The sequence below is a fragment of the Thermaerobacter sp. FW80 genome (assembly GCF_004634385.1).
Lineage (GTDB): Bacteria > Bacillota > Sulfobacillia > Thermaerobacterales > Thermaerobacteraceae > Thermaerobacter > Thermaerobacter composti.
Genome location: NZ_CP037895.1, coordinates 2022558 through 2047609, shown reverse-complemented (window position 1 = coordinate 2047609; position 25052 = coordinate 2022558). Strand labels below are relative to the sequence as shown.

Here is a 25052-nt window from a genome sequence, read left to right as displayed (position 1 = left end):
CGTGCCCCGTCCCGTTCCGAGGCCGACCGACGATCCCCAGCGTCCGGCCCGATGCGTGCCCCGATACCCCACGGGGCCATGCGCCGGTGCACACGCCGGCGGGCTGTCGACGCCACCGGACCCTCCCCACCCCCGGCTCCCGGGAAGCGGCAGCCGGAGCCGCGGGCCGGCGTAGCGAGCCCCGACCGCGAGCCTACCGGCGACGTCCCGCAGGGCTATTCGCTGGATGAAACTGGATCTCCTGCCCCGGAGCCGGGTTCGTCCGCCGGCGACGGCCCCGCCACGGCGTCGGGGCGCTCGAGGGAGAACCGGCCCAGCTCCCCGGCGCGGAAGGCTGCCACGAAGACCGCCGCGGCCCGGTGCAGGTCGGGGCGGCCGCCCGGCCCCAACAGACCGCGGCGCCGCGCCAGCTGCTCCAGCACCGCCTCCACCGCAGGCCGTCCCCGCGGGCGGGCGGTCCCGCGGCGCCCTGCCGCCGCTCCCGCCGCCGGGACCGCGCCCGCGGACCGGTCGGGGTCGTCGTCGGCCGGGCGCACCGCCGCGCGCGCGGCGGTGGCCCAGCGGTCGAGGGCCGTCTGGAAGGCGGGGTGGTCGCCGAGGCGCTCGATGAGGAACGCGGCCACCTCCTCGGCCCCCGCCACCTCGGGTCCGACCAGGCCCAGGGCGCCCAACACCAGGCGGCGGGTCCCACCCAGGCGCGGCGGCAGCACCCCGGGCGTGTCCAGCAGCCAGAACGCGCCCACGTCCACCCACTGCCGGCCCCGCGTCACCCCGGGCTGGGCCCCGACCCGGGCTCGCCGGCGGCCGGCCAGGCCGTTGAGCAGGGTCGACTTGCCCACGTTGGGCAGGCCGACCACGATGACCCGCGGTTTGAAGGCCGCCGGCGCCTGGGCCAGCCGCCGTCGCAGCCGGCTCACCAGGCGCGGGTCGGCGGGCCCCTCGCCGACCAGGGGCTCGAGACCCCGCCCGCGCCACCAGTCCATCCACGCCCGGGTGACCTGGGGGTCCGCCAGGTCGCCCCGCGACAGCACCAGCAGGTGCAGGCGGTCGCCCACCAGCTCCGCCAGCTGGGGGGATCGCGAGGTGAAGGGGGCCCGCGCGTCGGCCACCTCGACCACGGCGTCGACCTGCGCCAGATACCGCCGCACCTGGCGCAGCGCCCGGGCCATGTGCCCCTTGAGCGCCCCGCCCTCGCCCACTGCGCCTCCCTCCCCGCGGCGGCCATCAGGGGCCTTGCGGATGCGGCACCAGCCCGATCTCCGCCGGCGGCCAGTAGACGAACCACGCCCGGCCGATGATGTCGCGGATCGGCACCGTCCAGCCGCTGCGGCTGTCGTCGGAGTGGGGCCGGTTGTCACCCAGGACGAACACGTGTCCCGGCGGCACCGTCACGGGCGGGTAGAAGTCCGGCGCCCGCTCCGCCACGTAGGGTTCCGCCAGCGGCCGCCCGTCCACGTAGACCCGACCCTCGCGGATCTCGACGGTCTCGCCCGGCAGGCCGATGACGCGCTTGACGAAGTCCCGGCTGGGGTCGAGGGGGTAGCGGAAGACCACGACGTCGAAGCGCCGGGGCGCGCGCCAGCGGTAGGTCAACTTGTCCACCAGCAGCCGCTCGCCGTCGTGGAGGACGGGTTCCATGGAGACGCCGTCGACCACGAAGGACTCGACCACGAAGGCCCGGATGGCCAAGGCCAGCACCAGCGCCACCAGCAAGGTCTGCAGGACCTCCCGGGCGGCGCTCCCCCGAGCCGCCACCGCCGCGGTCCCTCCTCTCCTCCCTGCGCCATGAAGGCGTCGCGGGGCGTCGCCCTCCCCATACGTCCCCATCAAAGAAAGAACGTCCCCATAAAGAAAGAGGACTGGGGACCCAGTCCTCGGACGAACCGGCCGCCGTGGCGACCGCCCACGCGTCACCGCTTCTCCTTGATGCGCGCCGCCTTGCCCCGCCGCTGGCGCAGGTAGTTCAGCCGGGCCCGCCGCACCTTGCCGCGCCGGGTGACCTCGATGCGCGCGATGGCCGGCGAGTGCAAGGGGAACACCCGCTCGACCCCGACGCCGGAGGCGATGCGCCGCACGGTGAAGGTCTCGTCCAGCCCCCCTCCGCGACGGGCGATCACCGTCCCCTCGAAGACCTGGATGCGCTCCCGGCCGCCCTCCTTGACCTTCAGGTGGACGCGGACCGTGTCGCCGGGGCCGAAGTCCGGCACGTCGGTCTTCATGTACTCCTGCTGGATGCTCTTCAAGAGGTCCATGCCCTTCCGCTCCTTCTGCGCCGCGGGATGCCGCCGCTCACACGGCGGGATTATACCACAGCGCCGGGCGGTGGGACGCCCGGCCGTGGGACGCCGAGGCCGCGGGGCTGCGGCCGGCGGCCTCCGCCCCGGTGGCGCCGGGCCGGGCTCGGCGTCGAGCGCGGGGATCGGGACGGGCGGCGACCGGTCCCGCGTCCCCTCGGCACCCACCGCCGACCTAGGCCGACCCGTCGGGGGCGCCGGACCGCACCGACCCCCGCCGCGCCCGCACCTGCTCGAGGAAGCGCCGGTCCTCGGGGGTCAGGGGCGCCCGCTCCAGCAGGTCCGGCCGTCGCTCCAGGGTCCGCAGCAGGGCCTGCTGCCGCCGCCAGCGGGCGATGGCGCCGTGGTCGCCGCTGAGCAGGATCTCCGGCACCGCCATCCCCCGGTAGACCCGGGGCCGGGTGTAGTGCGGACCCTCCAACAGCCCGCTGGTGAAGGAGTCCTGCTCGGCCGCCCCCTCCGCCAGCACCCCGGGCAGCAGCCGCACCACCGCGTCGATCAGCACCAGCGCGGCCAGCTCGCCGCCCGTGAGGACGTAGTCGCCGATGGAGATCTCGTCGGTGACCAGCGCCTGCCGCACCCGCTCGTCGACGCCCTCGTAGTGGCCGCACAGCAGCACCAGCCAGTGGCGCCGCGCCAGGTCGGCCGCCACCGCTTGGGTCAGGGTCCGCCCCTGCGGCGCCAGCAGGATGAACTCCACACCGGGACCGCGGCTGCGCGCCCCCCCGGGTCCCAACAGGTCGTCCACCGCCCGGAAGATGGGCTCCGGCTTGAGGACCATGCCCGGCCCGCCGCCGAAGGGCCGGTCGTCGGCGACGTGGTGCCGGCCCTCCGCCCAGTCCCGCAGGTTGTGGACGAACAGGCGCACCACGCCCCGCTCCCGGGCCTTGCGCATCATGCTGGTCTCCAGCGGGGCGCGGACCATCTCCGGGAACAGGGTGAGCACGTCGATGCGCACGCCGTCCCTCCTAGTCCAGCAACCCCGGCAGCTCGCCCAGCACCAGCCGGCCCGCCGCTAGGTCAATCTCGGCCACGGCCTGCCGGATCGCCGGGACCAGGACCTCCCGGCCGTCGTCGGCGTCCACCACGATGACGTCGTTGGCCGGGTAGCGCAGCACGTCGCGCACCCGGCCGACGGGACGGCCCGCCGGGTCGAGCACCCGCAGCCCCACCAGCTGGAACACGTAGTACCGGCCCTCGGGCAGCGGGGGTACCCGGTCTTCGGGGACCTGGAGCCGACCGCCCCGCAGGGCCTCGGCCGCGGTCCGATCGGGACAGCCGGCCAGCTTGACCCGCCAGAACCGCCCATGGGGGCGGGCCCACTCCACGGTGTCCGGCCGGGCGGGACCGCCGCCGGGCGGCGCCACCCACACCTCCAGGCCCGGCCGCAGGCGCTCGGGGTCGTCGCTCAGCAGGTCGACCTTGACCTCGCCCCGGATGCCCCACGGCGCCAGGATGGCCGCCAGGGTCACCGGTCGGCCGTCGCCCGCCCGCCCCCGTCCAGGATCTCCACCTCGACCCGCTTGCCCATGCGGGCGCCCACGGCCCGGGCCACGGTGCGGATGGCGCGGGCGATGCGCCCCTGCTTGCCGATGATCTTGCCCACGTCCTCCGGCGCGACCCGCACCTCGAGGATCACCGTCTGCTCTCCCGCCACCTCGTTGACCCGGACCTGATCCGGGTGGTCCACCAGCGAGCGGGCGAGGAACTCCACCAGCTCCTTCATCCTGCGTCACCTCGATCGCCTCCCGGGTCGAGCCCGCACCGCCCCCACCCCCACGGCTCGGCCCCGCCCTGGCCGCCGCACCCACCCGTCGCCCCCGGCGCTCAGGCGCCCGCGCGCTGCTTCTGCCACTTCTCCAGCACGCCGGTCCGCTGGAGCAGCACCCGCACGATGTCCGTGGGCTGGGCGCCCTTTCGCAGCCACTCGATGGCCTTCTCCTCGTCGATCTTGATGGTCGCCGGGTCGGTGGTGGGATTGTAGTATCCGATTTCGTCGACGAACCGGCCGTCCCGCGGGGAGCGGGCGTCCGCCACCACCACCCGGTAGAACGGGTTGTTCTTCGCACCCATCCGGCGCAGCCGCATGCGCAGCGCCACCGCTCCTCACCTCGCCATCCCGTGGATTGACGCCGGCACCGGCATCCCGCCCGGCCCCGGTCGCCGGCGGCCCACCGCGACCCGGGACCGCGCCGACCCGGCCCGGCGTCCCGCCCGCCGCCGGACCGGGTTCGACCCCCTAGCGGAGGAAGGGGAGGTTGCCCAGCCCCCGCCGGCCCCGGCGGGCGGCCCCGGCCATCTGCTTCATCAGCCGCTGGGTCTCCGCGAACTGCTTGAGCAGCCGGTTCACGTCCTGCACCCGCGTGCCGCTGCCCCGGGCGATGCGCCGCCGCCGGCTGGCGTTGATGATCTCCGGGTGGCGGCGTTCCTCCGGCGTCATGGACTGGATGATCGCCTCGATGCGGCGCAGCTCGTCCTCGTCCACCCTGACGCCCTGGAGCCGTCCCGCCAGGCCCGGGATCATGGCCAGCAGCTGGTCCAGCGGCCCCATCTTGCGCACCTGGCGCAGCTGCTCGAGGAAGTCCTCCAGGTCGAAGGTCTGCTCCCGCAGCTTGCGCTCCAGGCGCTGGGCCTGCTGGGCGTCGAAGGCCGCCTGGGCCTTCTCGATCAGCGACAGCACGTCGCCCATGCCCAGGATGCGGGAGGCCATCCGCTCGGGGTGGAAGGGCTCCAGCTGGTCCACCCGCTCGCCGAGCCCGACGAACTTGATGGGCCGACCGGTCACCGCCCGCACGGACAGCGCGGCCCCGCCGCGGGCGTCGCCGTCCAGCTTGGTGAGGATCACCCCGTCGATGCCCAGGCGCTGGTGGAAGGCGGTCGCCACGTTGACGGCGTCCTGCCCCGTCATCGCGTCGACCACCAGCAGCGTCTCCCGGGGCGCCACCGCCTGACGGATGCGCTCCAGCTCGGCCATCAGCGCGTCGTCCACGTGGAGCCGCCCCGCGGTGTCGAGGATGACCACGTCGCGGCCGCGGCGGCGGCCCTCGGCCACGCCCTCGCGGGCGATCGCCACCGGGTCGCGGTCGGTGCCCGGCGCGTAGACCGGCACCTGGATCTGCTGTCCCAGGGTGACCAGCTGCTCCACGGCGGCGGGCCGGTAGACGTCGGCGGCCACCAGCAGCGGCTGACGCCCCTGACGAACCAGCAGGCGGGCCAGCTTGGCGGCCGTGGTCGTCTTGCCGGAGCCCTGCAGCCCGACGAGCATCACCCGCACCGGCGGCTCGCCGCCCAGGTCCAGCCGGGTGTGCTGACCGCCCATGAGGCGGGTCAGCTCCTCGTGGACGATCTTGATCACCTGCTGGGCCGGCGTGAGGCTCTCCAGGACCTCCTGGCCCACGGCGCGCTCCCGTACCCGGCCGATGAAGTCCTTGACCACCCTGTAGTGGACGTCGGCCTCCAGCAGGGCGAGGCGGACCTCCCGGAGCGCCGCCTCCACATCGGCCTCCGAGAGCCTGCCCTTGCCGCGCAGCCGCCGGAACACCGCCTGCAGCTTCTCCGCCAGCCCTTCGAAGGCCATGCTCACACCCCACCTGCCGGCAGGTCGTCGCGCAGGGCCGCCACCACCCGTCGGGCTTGTTCCAGCAGGGCGCCCGCCTCGACGAGGGCCGTGGGGCCGGGTTCGTGGGCGACCTGGGCGAGCCGCTGGGCCGCCGCGGCCAGCAGGCCCTCCAGCCGGTCGAGCCGCCGCGCGGCACGCTTGCGCCACGCCCCCAGCCCCAGGGCCCCCTCCGCCTGCTCGAGCACGGCCTCCCCGCGACGCAACAGGTCGTGGACCGCCTGGCGGGAGATGCCCAGGTGCTCCGCCACCTCGCCCAGGGACAGGTCCTGCCAGTGGTAGAGCTCGAAGGCGTCCTGCTGCCGCGCCGTCAAGAGTCCCCGGTAGAGGTCGTAGAGGCGGTGGAGCCGCACGGTCCGCTCCAGGGGGCTGACGTCGGCGTCCCGGCGCGGCGCGGCCCGGACCCCCCGGCGGGAGGCGGCGCCGGCCTCGGCAGCCCGCTGCCCGCGGCGCGCCCGCGAACGGTCGCGCCGCCCGCCCCGGTCCCGCCGCCCGCCCCCGCGGCGTGCGCCCCCTTCACCGGGCGCGAGCCGCTCCCCCGGGTCCATGGCCGCGCCGGAGGAACCGGCGTCCCCTCCATGCCCTGGACCTCGCTCCACGGTGCCACGCCCCCGCGCCGAAGCCCGGCCATCTTTGACCGGCGTCGGCCGGCGCCCATGGTACGTCACGGGGTGCCCCATGTCAAGCAAAGCAGCTTGACAGCCGACCGCGGCGCGCCGTCCGCCGACGGGGGTCCCGTCGCGCCGGCCCGCCTCCGCCGCCCGTCCCGTCAGGCGCCGGACCCGCCGGGACCGGGCTCGAACAGCGCCTGGGTGAACTCGGCGGCGTCAAAGGGAGCCAGGTCGTCGGCGTCCTCCCCGGTCCCCACCCACTTGACGGGCAGCCCCAGCTGGTCGGCGATGGCCACCACCATGCCGCCGCGGGCCGTGCCATCCAGCTTCGTCAACACGATGCCGGTGACGCCCACCGCCTCGGTGAAGTGCCGGGCCTGGGCCAGGGCGTTCTGCCCGGTGGTGGCGTCCAGGACCAGCAGCACCTCGTGGGGGGCGGTGGGATCCAGCCGCCTGAGCACCCGCACCGTCTTGCGGAGCTCCTCCATCAGGTTGACCCGCGTGTGCAGGCGCCCCGCCGTGTCGATCAGCAGCACGTCGGCTCCCCGGGCTCGGGCGGCCTGCAGGGCGTCGAAGGCCACCGCCGCCGGGTCTGCGCCCGGGTGCTGGCGCACCAGCTCGGCACCCACCCGGCGGCACCAGCGTTCCAGCTGCTCGATGGCGGCGGCGCGGAAGGTGTCGGCCGCCCCCACCACCACCCGCCGTCCCTCCTGGCGATAGCGGGCGGCCAGCTTGCCGACGGTGGTGGTCTTCCCGCTGCCGTTGACGCCCACCACCAGGACCACCAGCGGTCCCTTGCGGCCTGCCGGCGAGGCGGGCGGTGCCGCCACCCCCTCCAGCAGGGCCCGCATCTCCTCCGCCAGGAGGCGCGGCACGGCCTCGGCGTCGCGCACCCCCTCGGCCCGGATGCGCTCCCGCAGCCGCTCCAGCAGCCGCTGGGTGGTGGCCACGCCCACGTCGGCGGTGATCAACGCGGCCTCCAGCTCTTCGAAGAGGGACTCGTCCACGGCGGCGCCCTGCACCACGGCCCGGATGCGGCCGGCCAGCTGCTCCCGGGTCCGGGCGAGGCCCGCCTTGAGCCTGCTCCAGATCATCGATCCTCGTCCTCTCCAGGCCTCCGGCGCTCCCGCACCGGGGGCGGGCGGCCCCGGGTCCGCCCGCCCCCGGCGCTGCGCCCGTCCCGGTGGCGGCCGCGGCCGCCGGTCAGGCGCCCGCGGCCGCCACCTCCGCCAGGCGTACCGACACCACCCGGGAGACGCCGGACTCCGGCATGGTCACCCCGTAGAGGGCGTCCGCCACGGCCATCGTGCCCTTCTGGTGCGTGATGACGATGAACTGGGTACCGCGGAACCGGCGCAGGTAGCGGGCGAACCGCTCCACGTTGCGGTCGTCCAGGGCGGCGTCGATCTCGTCCAGCAGCACGAAGGGCGTCGGCTTGACGCGCAGCAGGGCGAAGAGCAGGGCGATGGCCGTCAGCGCCCGCTCGCCGCCGGAGAGCAGGGACAGGTGCTGCAGCCGCTTGCCCGGCGGCTGGGCCACCACCTGCACCCCCGCCTCCAGGACGTCGCCGTCGCCCAGGACCAGGTCGGCGTGGCCGCCGCCGAACAGGTCGCGGAACACCTGGCGGAACTCGACCCGCAGGCGCTCGTAGGTGACGCGGAAGAGCCGCTCCATCTCCCGGTCCATCTCCGCCAGGACGGCCTGCAGGGCCTCCCGGGCCCGCCGCAGGTCGTCGTACTGGCGCTCCAGGAAGGCGTAGCGCTGGCAGAGCCGCTCGTGCTCCTCCACCGCGGCCAGGTTGACCTCGCCCAGGGCCGCCATGCGCCGGCGCAGCTCCTGGACGCGGCGCTGGCCCTCCTCCCAACCCGGGGGCGCCTCCGCGGGGAGCTCGGCGATGCCGTAGTCCTCCGCCAGCCGCGCCACCAGGCGGTCCCGCTCGCTCTCCAGCCGCGCCGCCTCGACCTCCAGCTGACGCAACCCGTCGACCAGCCGGTCCAGCTCGGCGCGGGCGGACGCCGCCTCGTCCTCGACGGCGTCGAGCTCCGCCGCCAGCCGGCCGCGCTCGCCTTGCAGCCGCGCCAGCGCCTCGCGGCAGGCGGTCACCCGGGCGGTGGCCTGGTCGGCCGCGGCCTCGAGGCGCCTCCGCTCGGCCGCGAGCCGGGCTCGTTCCTCGGCGAGCCGCTGGGCCTCCGCCTCGAGCCGGTCCGCGTCCGCCTCCAGGTGGGCCAGGGTCTCCCGCGCCCGCTGGGCCTGTTCGGCCAGCAGCCGGCCCTCCCGGCCGAGGCTCTCGCAGCGGGCCGCCGCCTGGGCCCGTTCCGCGGCGGCCGCGTCCCGCCGGGCCCGGGCGGCCCGCACCGCTTCCTCCGCCTTGGCGACGGCCTCGGCCGCCGCGCGCACCCGGGCCTCGGCGGCCTCCACCCCCTCTCCCGCCGGCCCCTCGTCCGCCGTCGCCGCCAGGGCCAGCTCCTCCAGCTCCGCCTGCACGTCGGCCGCCGACGCGGCCACGCGCTGGCGCTGCTGGGCCGCCGCCTGGCGCTGCTGCTCGGCGCGGGCCCGGGCCACGGCGCACCGGTGCCGGCGCTGCCGGGCCTCCTCCACCGCCGCGGCCGCCCGGGCCGCCGCCTGGTCCGCCGCACGGCGGCGGTCCTCGGCCCGGGCCACGGCGGTGCGCAGCGCCCGCACCCGCTCCCGCAGGGCCTCCACCTGGCGCCGCCGCGCCAGCAACCCGGCCGCCTCCCCTCGCCGCCCCTCCCGGCCGCCGGTCATCGCGCCGCCGGGGTGGACGACGTCGCCGTCCAGGGTGACGATCCGGTATCGGTAGCCGCTGGCCGCCGCCAGGCGCCGGGCCGCCGGCAGGTCGTCGGCGATGAGGATCCGACCCAGCAGGTTGGCCAGGGCGGGGCGCAACGCCGGATCGCAGCGCACGGCGTCGATGGCCCAGGCCACGGCGCCGGGCTGGCGGTCCAGGTGGCGGTCCCGCTCGGCGGGCGCCGCCGGTCGGATGGTGTCCAGCGGCAGGAAGGTGGCCCGGCCGGCCCGGGCCCGCTTCAGCGCCTCGATGGCCGCCTCGGCCTCGGCGGCGGTGCGGGTGATCAGGTGCTGCAGCGCCGGCCCCAGGGCCACCTCGATGGCCCGCTCCAGCCGCGGCTCCACCTGGATCAGCTCCGCGACGGCACCGATCACGCCGGCGTAGGTCGGATCGCCCACGTCCCGCCCGGCCAGCACGGCGCGGACGCCGGCGAAGAAGCCCTCGTGGTCCCGCTCCATCTCCTCGAGGACCTGCAGGCGCGAGGCGGCCTCGCCCAGCTGCTGGCGCAGCCGCTGCACCTCCCGGGCCGCCTCCCTGCCCTCCTCCTGGGCGGCGGCCAGGGCGCGCCGGGCGCTCTCCTCCTCGTGGGCCGCCGCGGCCGCCTCCCCGGCGAGCCGGTCCAGCGCGGCGGCGGCGGACGCCTCCTCCTCCGCGAGGCGCCGCGCCTCGGCCTCGAGGGCCGCCAGCCGCTCCCGGAGCCGCTCGGCCCGGGCGGCCGCCTGCGCCCGCTCCCGCTGCCGCGCCAGCTGCTCGTTGCGCAGCCGGCTCAGCTCCTGCAGGGCGTCGAGATGGGCCTGCCGGGCGTCCAGCAGCCTGGCCTCGGCGTCCTCCACCTCGCGGGACGCGGCCTCCAGGGCCGCTCGGGCGGCCTCCTCCGCCCGGCGGGCGGCGGCCAGCTCGGCCGCCAGCGCCTGGTGGCGGCGCACGGCCTGCTCCGCCGCGGCCGCCTGGGCCCGCCGCTGGGCGGCCCGTTCCTCCCGCTGGCGGGCCAGCTGCTCCGCCTGCGCCTCCAGGTGCGCCGCCCGCTCCTCCAGTACGGCGAGACGCGTGCGCACGCTCTCCAGGCCGCGCTCGGCGTCGGCCAGCGCCGCCCGCGCCGCCTCGAGCCGCTCCTCGCGGGCCCGCGCCTCCGCCCGCAGCCCTTCCCGCCGCGCCTCGGCCCCCTCCAGCCGACGGCGGGCCGCCGCCACCTGGGCCCGCACCGCCTCCACGCGCCGGGCGTGGTCGTCCAGCCGCCGCTGCACCGCCACCGCCTGGGCGGTGAGCATGCGGGCCTCCAGCTGCACCAGCTCGTCCCGCCACTGCCGGTAGAGGTGGGCCCGCTTGGCCTGTTCGGTCAGGCCCTCCAGCCGGTCCTCCAGCTCGCGGAGGATGTCGCCCAGTCGCTCCAGCCGCCGCTCGGCCTCCTCCAGCCGCCGCAGGGCCTCCCTCTTCCGCACCTTGAACCGGACGATGCCCGCCGCCTCCTCCAGGAGGCCGCGCCGGTCCTCGTCCCGGGCGCTGAGGATCTCGTCGATCTTACCCTGGCCCACCACGGAGTAGGCTTCCCGGCCGATGGCGGTGTCGTAGAACAGTTCCTGGACGTCCCGCAGGCGCACCCGCTGGCCGTTGAGCAGGTAGTCGCTGCCCCCCGCCCGGTCGACCCGTCGCGCCACCGTCACCTCGCTGTAGTCGATGGGCAGCGCGCCGTCCTCGTTGTCCAGGACCAGCACCACCTCCGCCAGGCCGACGCCCTTGCGGGTGGCGGTGCCGGCGAAGATCACGTCCTCCATCTTGCTGCCCCGCAGCTGGCGGGCGCTCTGCTCGCCCAGCACCCAGCGGACGGCGTCGACCAGGTTGCTCTTGCCGCTGCCGTTCGGTCCGACGATGGCGGTGATGCCCGGTGCGAACTCCAGCCGGGTGCGGTCCGCGAAGGACTTGAACCCGTAGAGCTCCAGCCGCTTGAGGTACATGGTCGCCTCCCCGTCCGGCCCGCCGCGGGACGACAGAAAAAAACCTGCCGTGGCACCAGGTCCAACGGGCAGGTCACGGGGACGAACCCGGCCCCCTGGGCCCGGGGCGCCGGGCGCGGTCAACGGGGCTCGACGATGAACTTGATGGCCGTGCGCTGCTGGCCGTCGATCTCGATGTCGGTGAAGGCGGGGATCACCACCAGGTCGATCCCGTTGGGCGCCACGTAGCCTCGGGTGATGGCGATGGCCTTCACCGCCTGGTTGACGGCGCCGGCCCCGATGGCCTGGACCTCGGCGGCACCGTCCTCGCGCAGGACCGCCGCCAGCGCCCCGGCCACCGCCTTGGGGCGCGAGTTGGCCGAGACCCTGAGCACCTGCACCACGGCGACTCCTCCCCCAGCGAGAGCCATGGATCCGACGGTCGCGTCCGCAGCGGTGGCGACGCCCTCGACCCGCCGCGCGGGCGGGCGAGCTTTGCCGGGATGTTTCGGCGGCGGGCGGCGCGGTTCCTCCCGCCCGGCCGGACGGTCCCCGCGGTCCTGGGGCCGCCGTCGCCGGCCCCGGCGCCGCGGACCGCGGTGCCGCCGCCGGCCCCTAGGCCTTGCCGGCCCTCGCCCCGTCGGGCGGTGCCGCCCCGTCCGGCGGCGTGCCATGCGAGCCCTTCGGCGCGGCGTGGGCGGATCCGTCCGGCGCCGGGGCGCCCGAGCCCCCCGCGCCTCCGCCTTCGGGGGCTCCCGCCGGCCCGGCGCTCGTCGCCGCCGGTTCGCCGAGCCCCGCCAGGGCGATGCGAGCCGCCTCCCGCTCCGCCACCTTCTTGCTGCGGCCGACGGCCTGGCCCAGCGGGCGGCCACCGACCCGCACCTCCACGGTGTAGCGCGGGTCGTGCTCCGGACCGGCGGTGTCGATCACCCGGTAGCTCGGCTCGCCCAGGCCGAGGCGGCGGGAAAGCTCTTGCAGCGCCGTCTTCGGATCGTCGCAGGCGCCGGACCGGGCCGCCAGGCGGCGGATGTCGTCGCCCAAGGTGCGCAGGACGAAGGCCCGCGCACCCTCCAGCCCCTCCTGGAGGTACACCGCCGCTACCATCGCCTCGAAGGCGTCGGCCAGGATCGACGGCCGCTGCCGCCCGCCGGTGGCCTCCTCGCCCCGTCCCAGGCGCAAGAGCTCCCCCAGGCCCAGCCGGCGCGCCGCCTCCGCCAGGGTCTCGGCCCGCACCGTGGCGGCGCGCAGCTTGCTCAGCTCCCCCTCGGGCCGCTCCGGGTAGCTGCGGAAGATGTGGTCGGTGACGCAGAGGTTGAGGACGGCGTCCCCCAGGAACTCCAGGCGCTCGTTGTCGGCGCCGGCGGTGTCCGGGTGCTCCGCCCGGTAGGAGGCATGGGTCAGGGCCTCCAGGAACAGCGCGGGGTCGGCGGGGACGACCCCCGTCAGCGCCGCCACCCGCTGCAGCCAGCCGGGCTCGCCGGCCCGGGGTGGCCGCGGGTCGCTCTCGCCGCCTGCCGGCAGCGGCCGGTCCGGCCCCGCCGGCAGGCCACCGGCCGGGTTCGTCCCGCTCCGGCCTTCCCCCTCGTCGGGCCCTGCCGGCTCCGGCCCGTCCGCCCACCGCCCCTCACGCGCCACGGTCCTCCGCCCCCGCGTCGTAGCGCCGGAAGGCCAGGCACGCGTTCTGGCCGCCGAAGCCGAAGGAGTTGGACAGGGCCACGCGGATGGCCCGGGGGCGCGCCCGATGGGGCACGTAGTCCAGGTCGCACTCGGGGTCGGGGTCGTCCAGGTTGATGGTGGGGGGCAGCACGCCGTCGCGCAGCGCCAGCACCGTCAGGATGGCCTCCACGGCCCCGGCGGCGCCCAGCAGGTGGCCGGTCATCGACTTGGTCGAGCTGACCGCCAGCCGGTAGGCGTGATCGCCGAAGACCCGCTTGATCGCCAGGGTCTCCGCCACGTCGCCCTGGGGCGTCGAGGTCCCGTGGGCGTTGATGTAGTCCACGTCCGTGGGGTCGATCCCGGCATCGGCCAGGGCGGCCTCCATGGCCCGGGCGCCCCCCTCGCCCCCCGGGGCGGGCTGGGTGATGTGGTGGGCGTCGGCGGTGCTGCCGTAGCCGATGATCTCGGCATAGATCCGCGCGCCCCGCCGCCGGGCGTGCTCCAGGGTCTCCAGGATCAGCGCCCCGGCGCCCTCGGCCATGACGAACCCGTCCCGTCCCCGGTCGAAGGGTCGCGAGGCCGCCTCCGGCCGGTCGTTGCGCGTCGACAGCGCCTTCATGGCGCAGAAGCCCGCCAGCCCCAGCGGGACGATGGCCGCCTCGGAGCCGCCGGTGATCATCACGTCGGCCTGGCCCCGCTGCAGGATCCGGAAGGCCTCGCCGATGGCGTGGGCCGACGCGGCGCACGCCGTGACCACGGTGGTGTTCGGACCCCGGGCACCGTAGCGGATGGCCACCTGGCCGGCGGCCATGTTGGCGATCATCATCGGGATGAAGAAGGGGCTGACGCGGTCGGGACCGCGCTCTGCCATGACGGCCGCCTGCTCGACGAAGGTCTCGATGCCGCCGATGCCCGTGCCCATGACCACGCCGAGGCGGTCGCCGTCCAGGGACGCCGGGTCCAGGCCGGCGTCCCGGAGGGCCATGGCCACGGTCGCCATGGCGAACTGGGTGAAGCGGTCCATGCGCCGCGCTTCCTTGCGGTCGATGAAGGCGGTGGGGTCGAAGCCGGGCACCTCGCCGGCAATCTGGGACGGGAAGGGCGAGGGGTCGAACCGGCTGATGCGCCGGATCCCCGAGCGGCCTGCCAGGATCCCTTCCCAGAGGGCGTCGGCGCCGACGCCCAGGGGCGTGACGGCCCCGACACCGGTGATCACCACGCGGTGCCGCATGGAGGGTGCTCCACTCCTTTCCGGCCGGCGGGCGCCCCGCCGGGGGCGGGGCGCCCCGGCCGCCGCGGGGGCGGTCGCCGGCGCGGTCACTTGTGGGACTCGATGTACTGGACCGCGTCCCCCACGGTGGCGATCTTTTCCGCGTCCTCGTCGGGGATCTCGAGGTCGAACTCCTCCTCCAGCGCCATGATCAGCTCGACGATGTCCAGGGAGTCGGCCCCCAGGTCCTCGATGAAGCGCGCCTCAGGGGTGACGCTGGCCTCATCCACCCCCAGCTGCTCCACGATGATCGCCTTGACCCGCTGGAAAAGGGCCTCGTCCGCCATGGTGCCACCTCCTTTCCCTCGCCGCGGCGACCGGCCGCGCCGGGGGCGCATCCGCTCGGGGCCGACGGCCGGGGACGCCCGGCCGCCTCACCCCAGGGACAGGCCGCCGTCGACCACCAGCACCTGGCCGGTGATGTAGGCGGCCCCGTCGGAGGCCAGAAAAACGGCGGCGTGAGCCACGTCTTCCGGCGTGCCCAGCCGCCCCAGGGCGATGCGGCGGGCGAGGGCGTCCCGGTGCTCCGGCGCCAGCTCGCCCGTCATGTCGGTGGCGATCAGGCCCGGGGCGATGGCGTTGACGGTGATGCCGCGGGACCCCAGCTCCCGGGCCAGGGCCTTGGTCAGCCCCACGACCCCCGCCTTGGCCGCCACGTAATTGGCCTGGCCGGCGTTGCCGGTCAGGCCCACCACCGACGCGATGTTGATGATCCGCCCCGAGCGCTGTCGCAACATCACCCGCGCCGCCGCCTTGCAGGTGAAGAACAGGCTGCGCAGGTTGGTGTCCAGCACCTCGTCCCACTGCTCCGGCCGCATCCGCAGGATCAGGCTGTCCCGCGTGATGCCGGCGTTGTTGACCAGGATGTCCAGGCGCCCGCCGAAGGCCTCGGCGGCCTGCTCCACCAGGCGCGTGGCCTGCTCACCGTCGGCCACGTCGGCCTGGATGGCCACGGCCTCGCCCCCGCGGTCGCGGATCCCGGCCACCACCTCCTCGGCGGCGGCCGCCGAGGAGCGGTAGTTGACGGCCACCCGCGCCCCCGCCGCGGCCAGGGCCTCCGCGATGGCCCGGCCGATGCCGCGGGAGCCGCCGGTGACCAGCGCCACCCGGCGATCAAGGATCATGCTAGCAGACCCCCTTCCGGCCGGGCAACCAGCGCCAGGATCTCCTCCACGGTGCCGGCGGGCACCGCCTCGAGGGACCGGTCGATGCGGCGGGCGAAGCCCGTCAGGGTCTTGCCCGGCCCCATCTCCACCAGGCGGGTGATGCCCTCGGCCTGCATGCGCCGCACCGACTGCTCCCAGCGCACCGGCCGGTGGACCTGCTGCACCAAGAGCTCCCGGATGCGCTCGGGATCCGTCACCGGCTCGGCGGTCACGTTGGCGACCACCGGGATCCGGGCCGGGCGCAGGGGCACCTGGGCCAGCACCTCGGCCAGCCGCTCGGCCGCCGGCTCCATCAGGCGGCAGTGGAAGGGGGCGCTGACGGGAAGCAGCACCGCCTTGCGGGCGCCTGCGGTCCGGGCCCGCACGATGGCGGCCTCCACCGCGGCGCGATGGCCCGCCACCACGATCTGGCCGGGGCAATTGTAGTTGGCCGGCTCCACCACCCCGGCGCCCTCCGCCACCACCTGGCGGCAGAGGTCTTCCACCGCCCGCGCCTCCAGGCCCAGGATGGCCGCCATGGCGCCCTCCCCCGGGGGGACGGCCTCCTGCATGAACCGCCCTCGCAGCCGCACCACCCGCGCGGCATCGCCCAGCTCCAGCACGCCCGCCACCACCAGGGCGCCGTACTCGCCCAGGGACAGCCCCGCCGCCGCGGCGGGCTCCAGGCCCCGCGCCGCCAGCACCCGCCAGCAGGCGACCCCGACGGCCAGCAGGGCGGGCTGCTGGAACTCGGTCAGCTGCAGGCGCTCCTCCGGCCCCTCGAAGCACAGCCGGGCCACGTCGAAGCCGGCCGCCGCCGACGCCTCCTCGAACACCCGGCGCGCCTCCGGGAAGCGCTCGTACAGGTCCCGGCCCATCCCCACGTACTGGGCGCCCTGGCCGGGGAAGACCACGGCCGTCTTGCTCACCGGGCGTCGCCCCCTCCCGCCGCCCGCGGGGGCGCTCCCCGGCCCGGCGGGCCGGGGAGCGCCCCCGGCTCGCCGGGGCCCGCCGGCGGCGTCGCGGCCCCGGCCGCCGACGCCGCCGGGTCGGCCGCGGCGGCCGCCGGGTCGGCCGCCGCGGCCGCCAGCCGCGCCCGTCCGTCCCGGCGCGCCCGCCCTTCCGCCGCCTGGCGGCGGATCCACTCCGGCAGCCCGTAGCGCGGCCGCTGGCCCGGCATCTCCAGCGGCCGCGGGGCCTGCCGGTCGTAGCCCCAGCGGACCACCGCCGCACCCCAGGTCAGGCCGCCGCCGAAGGCGACCAAGAGCACCGTCTGGCCGGCGCGGATGCGCCCGGTGGAGAGCGCCTCGTCCAGGGCCACCGGGATGGAGGCGGCGGAGGTGTTCCCGTAGCGGTCGATGTTCACCACCACCCGCTCCAGCGGCAGGTCGAAGCGGCGGGCCGACGACTCGATGATCCGGTAGTTGGCCTGGTGGGGCACGTAGAGGTCGACGTCGTCGAAGCCGAGGCCCGCCTGGGCCAGGGCCGCCTGGGCGGCGTCCCCCATGGTCTTGACGGCGAACTTGAAGACCTCGCGCCCGTTCATCTGGACGTAGTGGAGCCCCCGGGCCACCGTCTCCGCCGAGGGGGGCAGGCGGGAGCCGCCGGCGGGCTGCTTGAGCAGGTCGCCGCCGGAGCCGTCGGCGCCGAGGTACAGCCCCAGGATCCCCTCCCCGGGCGGCGCCGGCCGCAGCACCGCGGCCCCGGCACCGTCGCCCAGCAACACGCAGGTGCGCCGGTCGCTCCAGTCCAGGATCTTGGACAGGGTCTCGGCGCCGACGACCAGCACCGTGTCGTACAGGCCGGCGGCGATGAACTGGGCGCCCGCCGCCAGCGCGTACACGAAGCCGGAGCAGGCGGCCTCCAGGTCGAATCCGGCCGCCCGCACCGCCCCCAGCCGGTCCTGCAGCAGGCAAGCCGTCGAGGGGAAGGGCATGTCCGGCGTCACGGTGGCGACGATGATCAGGTCCACCTGGTCGGGGCGCACCCCCGCCTCCTCCAGGGCCCGGCGGGCCGCCACCTCGGCCAGGTCGGAGGTGGCGATCTCCGGGTCGGCGACCCGCCGCTCGCGGATCCCCGTGCGGGTGCGGATCCACTCGTCGTCGGTCTCGACCACCTGCGCCAGGTCGTCGTTGGTGACCACCGAAGGCGGCACGCAGCCGCCGATGCCGGCGATGGTCACCCCTCTACCGGCCGCGACCAAGGGCCTCACCGTCCTCCTTGCCGATGGACTCGCCGATGCGGTGCAGGAGGCGTCCCTGGCACGCCCGCACCGCCGCCCCGATGCCGTTGGCGATGGCCCGCGGGTCCGACGAGCCGTGGCACTTGAACACCAGGCCGTCAAGGCCCAGGAAGAGCGCCGCCCCGTACTCCCCGTAGTCCAGCTGCCGCCGCACGCGCCGCAGCACGGGGCGCAGGAGCCCCGCGGCCAGCCGCGCCAGGGGGCGGCGCGCCACCTCGGCCTTGAGCAGCTTCCAGCAGGCTTCCCCGACCCCCTCCATGGCCTTGAGGGCGACGTTGCCGGTGAAGCCGTCGCAGACCACCACGTCCGCCGGCCCCGCGAAGAGCTCGCGGGCCTCCACGTTGCCGGCGAAGTCCAGGCCGCTGCGGGCCAGGCGCTCGTGGGCCTCGCGGTAGAGCCGATTCCCCTTCCCCGCCTCGCTGCCGATGTTGAGCAGGGCCACCCGCGGCGCCGGTCGACCCAGCACCTCCCGGGCATAGACGACCCCCATCACCGCGTAGTGGACCAGCTGTTCGGCATCGGCCTCGGCGCTGGCGCCCAGATCCAGCATCAGGAACCCTCGGCCGTCCAGGGTCGGCAACACGGCGGCCAGGGCGGGGCGCGCGATGCCCGGAAGGGTGCCCAAGAGCAGCTTGCCAGCCGCCATCAGGGCCCCGGTGCTGCCGGCGGAGACGAAGGCGTCGGCCTCCCCGTCGCGCACGAGGCGGATGCCCACGGTGATGGAGGAGTCCGGCTTGCGCCGCAGCGCCGCCACGGGCGGGTCGCCCGGCTCGATCACCTGCGAGGCGGGGACGATCCGGCCGGGGACGCGGGAGCCCCGGACCTGCCGACGAAGCTCGGCCGCCACCTGCGCCTCCGGCCCGACCCAGAGGATCTCCACCGGCCACCGGCGCATCGCCTCGAGCCCGCCGGCCACCGGCGCCTCCGGGGCCCGATCGCCGCCCATGACGTCCACCGCCACCCGCCAGCGGCCGGCCCGCCCGCTCACGGCCGCCCGCCTCCCCCGCCCGGGTCCGCCGCTCGCCCTGACGGCAGGGCCCGCCGGGGCGAGGCCGGTTCCTCCGGACGGTCCCGAGCCGGGTCGGCGTCGGCGGAGCCCCGGACCCCCCATGCGCCTCCTCCGCCCGGCGGCGTGGCGCAGGCGGGAGGGGCCGCCTCCAGCGCCTGGACGACGAACTTGCCGCGGAACACCACGTCGTCCCCGGCCCGGGTCTGCACCAGGACGACCGGCGCGCCGTCGGCGCGGCGATGCCGCAGGACCACGGCCTTGGCCACCAGGCGCTGGCCGACCTGGACGGGCCGCTTGTACTTGACGTTGGCCACCGAGGTGAAGGCCAGCTCGGCGTCGACCACCGCCAGCGCCAGGGAGTCGGCCTGCGCGAGGATGTACTGGCTGCGCACCATGCGGGTCCGGGCGAAGGCCATCTCGGGGGTGGTCTGGAGGATGGAGATGCCGAAGCGGCCGAGCTCCAGGTCGACCAGCTCACCCACGATCTCGCGCAGCGGCAGGGCCCGCACCCGGCCGTGGACGCGCTCGGCCACGGCGCGGACCCGCTCCCGGACGGCGGGGATGCCGAGGCGCATGCGGTCCAGCCGGATCGTGGCGACGCTGACCCGAAACCGGTCGGCCAGCTCCTCGTCCGTGAGGAAGGGGTTCTCCTGCAGCACCTGCACCAACCGCGCCTGGCGAATGGCCCGGGAGTCCCGACCCCTCGGCCGCGGATCGCGGCCGCCGGTGCCGCCGCGGGCATCCGCCCCGCCGCCGGCGCGGTCCGCGCCCTCGGAGCGGGGTCCGGGAGGCTGCGGGACCGGATGCGACGGCGGTGGCGCCTCCGCCGGATCGGGAGCCGGCGCCGTCGGGCCGTGATTTCGCACCAGGTGATAACCTCCGGTACTAGGAGTTAGCCCTATGACCGGACCCAAACTAAGGCCAGTATACGGGAGGCCGGGGACGGTGCCAAGGCGGGAAATCCCTGCCAGCCCCCTCGCCCCCCGCCGTCGGCGCCGCCCGGTGCTCCTCGAGGCGACCGGAGGGGACAAGCCCGCGGCGGAGCCGATCCGGCACCGGGTCGGCCGCCCCAGAACGAACGAGGCCCGGCCGCAGGCCGGGCCTCGCCTCCTCGTCGTCGCCGGGGCCCCGCCCTCGCCGCCGGGGCCCCCCATGGCACGGGCGCTCCGCGGTCAATCCTCCTGCTTCACCGCCACCCGTCCGCGGTAGTAGCCGCAGTTCGGGCAGACGCGGTGCGGCCGCTTGGGCTGGTGGCACTGCGGGCACTCCACCAGCGCCGGGGCCGTCAGCTTCCAGTGGGTCCGCCGCTTGTCCCGGCGGGACTTGGACGTCTTATGCTTGGGAACCGCCATGGTCGGCCTCCTCTCCCCTGCCGTGCTGGCGCAGCCACAGGTCCAGGACCGCCAGCCGCGGATCCACCTCGTCGTCGGCGCAGTCGCACGGCCCTTCGTTTAAGTTCTTGCCGCACCGGGGGCACAGCCCGCGGCATCCCAGCCGACACAGCTGCTTCCAGGGCATCGCCAGCAACAGGCTCTGGCGGATCCCCTCCCGCAGGTCCACGCGGTGCTCGTCGTAGTAGGCGACCCGCGTCTCCCCCGCGTCGTCGGGCTCGGCGTCGGGGTCGGCGTCGACCGGACGCGGTCGGTACTCCTCCTCGTACCGGGTCCGCAGATCGGTCTCGAAGGGCTCCAGGCACCGGTCGCAGGTCAGCCGCGCCCGCGCGGCCAGATCGGCCTCCAGCCAGATCCGCCCCTCGCCGGTGTGGGTCAGGCGGTACTGCAGGCGCACCGGGCCCCGCGCCCCGATGTCGCCGCCGGGCACCGGGATCGGCTCGATGGCGGTCACCACCGTGCCCCGGGCCTGAAGCCCGCGCTGCCGGGTCAACGGCTCGACGTCGATGACCAACGGGTCGTCCATGGTCTCCCTTCCCTCGCCGCACCAGGCGACGCGCGCACCATGAGGGTGCGCGACGCGACCGGCCACGCGATGGTTCGCTACGCAACGCGATCATTATAGGGAGGCCGCGGCGGCCGTGTCAAAAAGGCCCGCCCGCACCCCGCGCCGTCCGGCCCTACCCGCAGGGCGGCCCCTGCCCCCCATGGCGACACAGCCACGCCACCGCCTCCGCCAGGCTGGCCACCGGCACCACCCGGAGACCGGGGGATCCGGCCGGCCCCGGCCCCGCCGACCGACGGGGCGGCGGCGAGGCCTGCTCGTCCGCGTCGGCCTCCGCAGGGACGAACAGGACGTCCAGGCCGGCCGCGGCGGCCGCCGCCCGCTTCTGGGCGAGGCCCTCGACGGGTCCCACCCGCCCCGCGGCGGAGATCGTCCCGGTGGCGCCCACCCGCCAGCCGCCGGCCAGCCGGCCCGGGGTCAGGGCGTCCACGGCGGCCAGGCCCAGGGCGAGGCCCCCCGAGGGACCCGCCACATCCCGCGGCAACCCGAAGCGCAGCGCCGGCGGGGGCCGGATGCCCAGCAGGGACGCCGCAGCCCGCACGGCGGCCTCCTGGCTGGCGGCCAGGGCGCGCCGCTGGACGGCCTTCACCTCCGCCTGCGTCCGCCCGCCCAGGGCGCCGGCGGGGACCAGGGCCTGGTGCCGGTTCGTCAGCACCGACCAGGCGTCTCCCAATCGGGCCGGGCGTGCCGCCACGGTGACCATCCAATAGGATGTGGCCGTGGGCGAGCGACCCGGTGCGACCGCGACCCGCACCGGGATGGCGCGGCCCGGCTCGATCAGCAGCCAGGGAACGGGAAGCCGCGCCGCCAGCGCCCCCAACGCCACCGCCGCGACCACCGGGGCCAGCCCGCGGGCCCGACGCAGGTCTCGCCGCCCCGCATCGCCCGCTGGCCGTGCGGGGCCGCTCCGCCGAGGGGACCTCGCCGCCTCGCCCGGTGGCCCTACGGCGCCGCTCGGCCGGGCGGGCCGTCCCGCCTCCCCCGCGCCGCCCCGCGGGCGCGCCGCCGCGTGGCCCCTCGCCTGGCGGTGAAGCAGGCCCACCCGCATCACGCCCCGTCGCGTCATCGGCGCCGGGCGTGACCCGCTGGCCGGCGGTCAGGCCCGTCCACCCGCATCGCGCCCCGCCTCCTCCTCGGCGCGTCCCGCTGCGCGCATCGGCTCGCCGCGCCGCCCCCACCGGCCCGGCCGATCCGGTCCCGCGCCGCCACGGGGCCCGCCGCCCCCGCCCGCCGCAGGCCCCGCCTATCGCGGGCGCACGGCACCGCCTCCGGCGCCGACCCGACGGCCGGGTCTACCGCCCCCACCGCGTCCATATACATGCTGGTGCGTCCCGCCCCGAACCATGCCGCCAGAGCCGGCGGCCGTCCCGGGGCCGGGCGCGCGGCGCGGTGGCCGATCCTGGGGCGGCTTCCCGGCGGGCCCGCCCCAGGATCGGCGCGGGGGAGTGCCCGTGCGCGAGTCGCCCTTGACCCACCTGCTGGTGGCAGCCGTGGTGGTCCTGGTGGTCGCCATGGTGGTCTACCCCGAGACCGCCTTCTCCGCCGCCGTGGCCGGCCTGAAGGTGTGGTGGGACGTGGTCTTCCCCGCCCTGCTGCCCTTCTTCATCGGCGCCCAGATCCTGATGGCCCTCGGCGTCGTCCACTTCATGGGCGTGCTGATGGAGCCCTTCATGCGGCCGCTCTTCAACGTCCCCGGCGCCGGCGCCTTCGTGGTCGCGGTAGGGCTGGCCAGCGGCTATCCCCTGGGCGCCGTGATCACCAGCCGCATGCGCAAGGACGGCCTGCTGAGCAAGACCGAGGCCGAGCGCCTCATGAGCTTCAGCAACACCGCGGACCCGCTCTTCATGGCGGGCGCCGTCGCCGTGGGCATGTTCGGCACCGCCGCGGTGGCCGGCCCCATCATGGCGGCCCACTACGTCGGGGCGCTGCTGACGGGTCTCGCCCTGCGCTTCTGGCGGGCGGGGCAGGATCGCAGCGAGGCGCTGGGCGGGCCCGAGGGCTGGATCCTCGCCCGGGCGTGGCACGCCATGGTGGCGGCCCGCCGGGCTGACGCCCGACCCTTCGGCCAGGTCCTGGGCGACGCCGTTCGCGACTCCATCAACACCCTGCTGCTGGTGGGCGGCCTGATCATCTTGATGTCCGTGGTCATCCAGGTGCTGGACCGGGCCGGCGTCCTCCCCGCCCTGGGCGGTCTCTTCCTGCTGGTCCTCCACCCCCTGGGCCTCGATCCCTCGCTGACCCGGTCGCTGATCAGCGGGCTCTTCGAGCTGACCCTGGGGACCCAGGCCGCCGCTCAGGCGCTCGCGCCGCTGACGGACCGCCTGATCGTGGCGGGCGCCGTCATCGCCTGGAGCGGCCTGTCGGTCCACGCCCAGGTGGCCGCCATCATCCAGGGGACGGACCTGCACATCGGGCCGTACATCGCGGCACGGCTCCTCCACGCCGTGGCCGCCGGCGCCGCCACCGCCCTCTGGCTCGCCTGGTTCCCCCCGGCGATGCCGACCCTCGTCCCGGCCCTGGCCTGGGCCGCCCCGGGCCCCACCGCCTGGCTGGGGCGCCTTGGCGCGGCGATGGTCCAGTTCCTCGGTGCCGTCGGCGGGCTGGCCGTGCTGGCCGCCCTGGTCCACCTGGTGCGCTCCCGCCCGCCCGCCGGCTCCCGCTGAGCTCGCGGCCCCGGCGTCGCCCCGCCCCTGCTCCGCCGGGGGGCGGCCTGAGGCCGCACGCCGGCCACCCCCCGCCGCCGGCCTCGCCCCCAGCCCGTTCAACCGCGGGCCGGTTCGTCCCACCGCGGATCCTCGCGCCCCTCGGCGGCCGGCTCCTCCGCCTCGCGGGCGGGCGCCGCCTCCTGGCCGGCCCCGTCCCCCCGGACGCGACCGGCCGCTCGCAGGGTCGCCTCCAGCTCCTGACGGCCCTCGGCCACGGTGTCCAGCGCCTTGCGCAGGATGCCCTCCAGCCGATCCAGCACGTCGGCCGCATAGGCGTTGGCGGACGCCCGCAGCTCCCGGGCCCGCGCCTCCGCCTGCGCCACGATGCGGCGAGCCTGCTCCTCGGCCTTGCGGGTGATCTCCGACTCCCGCGCCAGGCGCTCCACGTAGGTCTCCGTCTGGCGCACCATGGACTCGGCCTCCGCCCGGGCCTGCTGCAGCAGCCGCTCCCGGTCGGCCAGGAGCCGGCGCGCCCGCTCCACCTCCTCCGGGACCAGCCGCCGCAGGTGATCGAGGAACGAGTAGACGTCGTCCTCGTCCAGGATGACCTTGCTGGTCAGGGGGAGGCGGCTGGCCTGGTGGACGAACTGCTCGAAGTCGCGGATCAGCACGTACAGATCCCGTTCCGGGGCGGGCTCGTTGCCGGCCACCGTCATCGCCTCCTCCGCTCGGCGGCCCGGGCGGCGAGGGCCGGCCGCACCACGTCGGGCACCAGGCCGGCGGGATCGACCCCGTAACGGGCCAGCTCCTTGACGATGCTGGAACTCAGGTAGGCGTTCTCCGGCCGCGTCATCATGAACAGGGTCTCCAGCTCGCCCACCAGGTGCTTGTTGATCTGGGCCATCTGGAACTCGTACTCGAAGTCGGAGACGGCGCGCAGACCCTTGACGATCACCCGCGCCCCGTGGCGCCGGGCGTATTCCACCAGCAGGCCGTCGTAGGCGTCGACGGTCACGTTGGGCAGGTGCGCCGTGGCCTGACGGGCCAGCTCCACCCGTTCCTCGGGCGTGAACCAGGGCTGCTTCGCGGAGTTGACGAAGACCGTCACCAGGACCTTGTCGAAGAGTCGGCTGGCGCGCTCGATGATGTCCAGGTGACCGTTGGTGATGGGGTCGAAGCTGCCGGGGCACAGGGCGACGGTCATGGGGTCTCTCCCTTCCCCTCCACGACGGGGCGGTAGAAGCTCAGCGCCGTGTCGCCGTAGCGCCGAGCGTCGACCTTCACCAGGCCGCCCGCGCGGTCGGGCAGCGACTCCCGCGGGTCGTGCTCCACCACCATCCAGCCGCCGGCGGTGACCAGCCCCCGCTGGCCCACCGCCGCCACGACCCGCGGGGCCAGCCCCTGGCGGTACGGCGGGTCGGCCACGACCAGGTCGAAGGTCCGCGAGCCGCCCGCAAGTTTCGCAACGGCGGCCAGGGCATCCTGCCGCCAGACGACGGCGCTCCCCCCCGGGGCGAGCCCGAGGTCCCGCAGGTTCTGCGCAAGCACCCTGGCGACCCGCGGGTCGGCCTCCACCAGCAGGGCCTCGCGCGCCCCGCGGCTGAGCGCCTCGATGGCGAGGCTGCCGGTCCCGGCGAAGAGGTCGAGCACCCGTGCCCCCTCCACCGACGCCCCCAGGATGTTGAACAGCGCCTGGCGCACCCGGTCCGTCGTCGGACGAACCTGCCGACCGGGGGGCACCCGCAGGACCCGCCCTCGCCAGCGGCCGCCGGTTACCCGCATACACCAGGCCTCCCTGGAATTTCCACAGGGGATCCCGTCGGTGGCGTGCATACCGCCGGTCCGGCTCCCCCATATTATCGACTGCA

General features: G+C 76.1%; 27 protein-coding genes. 1 reads left to right on the top strand and 26 read right to left on the bottom strand.

Annotated features, from left to right (window positions below; genetic code table 11):
- Positions 1-215 precede the first annotated feature (215 nt).
- From E1B22_RS08485 to E1B22_RS08370, 23 genes are all read right to left on the bottom strand, one after another.
- A complete protein-coding gene (locus E1B22_RS08485; protein WP_135225302.1) occupies positions 216-1199 on the bottom strand; it encodes a GTPase in 984 nt (327 codons plus the stop codon).
- A gap of 25 nt (positions 1200-1224) precedes the next feature.
- Positions 1225-1755, bottom strand: a complete 531-nt coding sequence (lepB, locus tag E1B22_RS08480) for a signal peptidase I (RefSeq protein ID WP_135225301.1) — start codon at positions 1753-1755, stop codon at positions 1225-1227.
- Between the two features lie 155 nt (positions 1756-1910).
- A complete protein-coding gene (rplS, locus tag E1B22_RS08475) occupies positions 1911-2252 on the bottom strand; it encodes a 50S ribosomal protein L19 (RefSeq protein WP_135225300.1) in 342 nt (113 codons plus the stop codon).
- Between the two features lie 217 nt (positions 2253-2469).
- Positions 2470-3252 carry a tRNA (guanosine(37)-N1)-methyltransferase TrmD gene (gene trmD, locus E1B22_RS08470; protein WP_135225299.1) on the bottom strand — a complete coding sequence of 261 codons (783 nt, stop codon included), beginning with the start codon at positions 3250-3252 and terminating at the stop codon, positions 2470-2472.
- 10 nt (positions 3253-3262) lie between these two features.
- Positions 3263-3766, bottom strand: a complete 504-nt coding sequence (rimM, locus tag E1B22_RS08465; RefSeq protein ID WP_135225298.1) for a ribosome maturation factor RimM — start codon at positions 3764-3766, stop codon at positions 3263-3265.
- Positions 3763-4020 carry a KH domain-containing protein gene (locus E1B22_RS08460; RefSeq protein ID WP_135225297.1) on the bottom strand — a complete coding sequence of 86 codons (258 nt, stop codon included), beginning with the start codon at positions 4018-4020 and terminating at the stop codon, positions 3763-3765. The genes rimM and E1B22_RS08460 overlap by 4 nt, the downstream gene beginning before the upstream one ends.
- Before the next feature lie 101 nt (positions 4021-4121).
- Positions 4122-4394, bottom strand: coding sequence for a 30S ribosomal protein S16 (gene rpsP / locus E1B22_RS08455; protein WP_135225296.1), 273 nt, complete (start codon positions 4392-4394; stop codon positions 4122-4124).
- 139 nt (positions 4395-4533) lie between these two features.
- Positions 4534-5871, bottom strand: a complete 1338-nt coding sequence (gene ffh, locus E1B22_RS08450) for a signal recognition particle protein (protein ID WP_135225295.1) — start codon at positions 5869-5871, stop codon at positions 4534-4536.
- A gap of 2 nt (positions 5872-5873) precedes the next feature.
- Positions 5874-6509 (bottom strand): sigma factor-like helix-turn-helix DNA-binding protein, encoded by a 636-nt coding sequence (locus E1B22_RS08445; RefSeq protein WP_167758898.1) that lies wholly within the window; start codon positions 6507-6509, stop codon positions 5874-5876.
- Positions 6510-6679: 170 nt separating this feature from the next.
- Entirely contained in the window at positions 6680-7615 is a 936-nt protein-coding gene (gene ftsY / locus E1B22_RS08440) for a signal recognition particle-docking protein FtsY (RefSeq protein ID WP_135225293.1), read from the bottom strand.
- Between the two features lie 109 nt (positions 7616-7724).
- Complete coding sequence (gene smc, locus E1B22_RS08435) at positions 7725-11282, bottom strand: chromosome segregation protein SMC (RefSeq protein ID WP_135225292.1); 3558 nt, start codon at positions 11280-11282, stop codon at positions 7725-7727.
- A 119-nt stretch (positions 11283-11401) separates the two neighbouring features.
- On the bottom strand, positions 11402-11662 hold the full coding sequence (locus E1B22_RS08430) for a stage V sporulation protein S (protein ID WP_167758969.1): 261 nt from the start codon (positions 11660-11662) through the stop codon (positions 11402-11404).
- Positions 11663-11876: 214 nt separating this feature from the next.
- Entirely contained in the window at positions 11877-12896 is a 1020-nt protein-coding gene (gene rnc, locus E1B22_RS08420) for a ribonuclease III (RefSeq protein WP_135225290.1), read from the bottom strand.
- Positions 12886-14148 (bottom strand): beta-ketoacyl-ACP synthase II, encoded by a 1263-nt coding sequence (gene fabF, locus E1B22_RS08415; protein WP_135225289.1) that lies wholly within the window; start codon positions 14146-14148, stop codon positions 12886-12888. The genes rnc and fabF overlap by 11 nt, the downstream gene beginning before the upstream one ends.
- Before the next feature lie 86 nt (positions 14149-14234).
- Positions 14235-14474, bottom strand: a complete 240-nt coding sequence (acpP, locus tag E1B22_RS08410; protein WP_135225288.1) for an acyl carrier protein — start codon at positions 14472-14474, stop codon at positions 14235-14237.
- Positions 14475-14561: 87 nt separating this feature from the next.
- Positions 14562-15311 (bottom strand): 3-oxoacyl-[acyl-carrier-protein] reductase, encoded by a 750-nt coding sequence (gene fabG / locus E1B22_RS08405; RefSeq protein ID WP_135225287.1) that lies wholly within the window; start codon positions 15309-15311, stop codon positions 14562-14564.
- Positions 15308-16261: an ACP S-malonyltransferase gene (gene fabD, locus E1B22_RS08400; RefSeq protein WP_135225286.1), complete on the bottom strand. Its 954-nt coding sequence runs from the start codon at positions 16259-16261 to the stop codon at positions 15308-15310. The genes fabG and fabD overlap by 4 nt, the downstream gene beginning before the upstream one ends.
- Positions 16258-17535 carry a beta-ketoacyl-ACP synthase III gene (locus E1B22_RS08395; RefSeq protein WP_371413459.1) on the bottom strand — a complete coding sequence of 426 codons (1278 nt, stop codon included), beginning with the start codon at positions 17533-17535 and terminating at the stop codon, positions 16258-16260. Before E1B22_RS08395 ends, fabD begins: the two co-directional genes overlap by 4 nt.
- A complete protein-coding gene (plsX, locus tag E1B22_RS08390; protein WP_243123270.1) occupies positions 17519-18562 on the bottom strand; it encodes a phosphate acyltransferase PlsX in 1044 nt (347 codons plus the stop codon). The genes E1B22_RS08395 and plsX overlap by 17 nt, the downstream gene beginning before the upstream one ends.
- Positions 18559-19737, bottom strand: a complete 1179-nt coding sequence (fapR, locus tag E1B22_RS13735; RefSeq protein ID WP_256369287.1) for a transcription factor FapR — start codon at positions 19735-19737, stop codon at positions 18559-18561. The genes plsX and fapR overlap by 4 nt, the downstream gene beginning before the upstream one ends.
- Before the next feature lie 18 nt (positions 19738-19755).
- Positions 19756-19935 carry a 50S ribosomal protein L32 gene (gene rpmF, locus E1B22_RS08380; RefSeq protein ID WP_135225284.1) on the bottom strand — a complete coding sequence of 60 codons (180 nt, stop codon included), beginning with the start codon at positions 19933-19935 and terminating at the stop codon, positions 19756-19758.
- Positions 19916-20500: a DUF177 domain-containing protein gene (locus E1B22_RS08375; protein ID WP_135225283.1), complete on the bottom strand. Its 585-nt coding sequence runs from the start codon at positions 20498-20500 to the stop codon at positions 19916-19918. Before E1B22_RS08375 ends, rpmF begins: the two co-directional genes overlap by 20 nt.
- Before the next feature lie 154 nt (positions 20501-20654).
- Positions 20655-21365, bottom strand: coding sequence for a S16 family serine protease (locus E1B22_RS08370; protein WP_243123268.1), 711 nt, complete (start codon positions 21363-21365; stop codon positions 20655-20657).
- Between the two features lie 625 nt (positions 21366-21990).
- Here E1B22_RS08370 and E1B22_RS13915 point away from each other — a divergent pair.
- Entirely contained in the window at positions 21991-23202 is a 1212-nt protein-coding gene (locus tag E1B22_RS13915) for a nucleoside recognition domain-containing protein (protein WP_135225282.1), read from the top strand.
- A gap of 98 nt (positions 23203-23300) precedes the next feature.
- Here the strand turns inward: E1B22_RS13915 and E1B22_RS08360 are convergent, their stop codons facing one another.
- Genes E1B22_RS08360 through rsmD form a run of 3 tightly spaced genes read right to left on the bottom strand, consistent with a single transcriptional unit; the run spans position 23301 to position 24966 of the window.
- Positions 23301-23900 (bottom strand): hypothetical protein, encoded by a 600-nt coding sequence (locus tag E1B22_RS08360; RefSeq protein WP_135225281.1) that lies wholly within the window; start codon positions 23898-23900, stop codon positions 23301-23303.
- The gene (coaD, locus tag E1B22_RS08355) at positions 23897-24388 is read right to left on the bottom strand and encodes a pantetheine-phosphate adenylyltransferase (protein ID WP_135225280.1); all 492 of its coding nucleotides are present in this window, start codon (positions 24386-24388) and stop codon (positions 23897-23899) included. Before coaD ends, E1B22_RS08360 begins: the two co-directional genes overlap by 4 nt.
- Positions 24385-24966, bottom strand: coding sequence for a 16S rRNA (guanine(966)-N(2))-methyltransferase RsmD (gene rsmD, locus E1B22_RS08350; RefSeq protein ID WP_135225279.1), 582 nt, complete (start codon positions 24964-24966; stop codon positions 24385-24387). The genes coaD and rsmD overlap by 4 nt, the downstream gene beginning before the upstream one ends.
- Positions 24967-25052 lie beyond the last annotated feature (86 nt).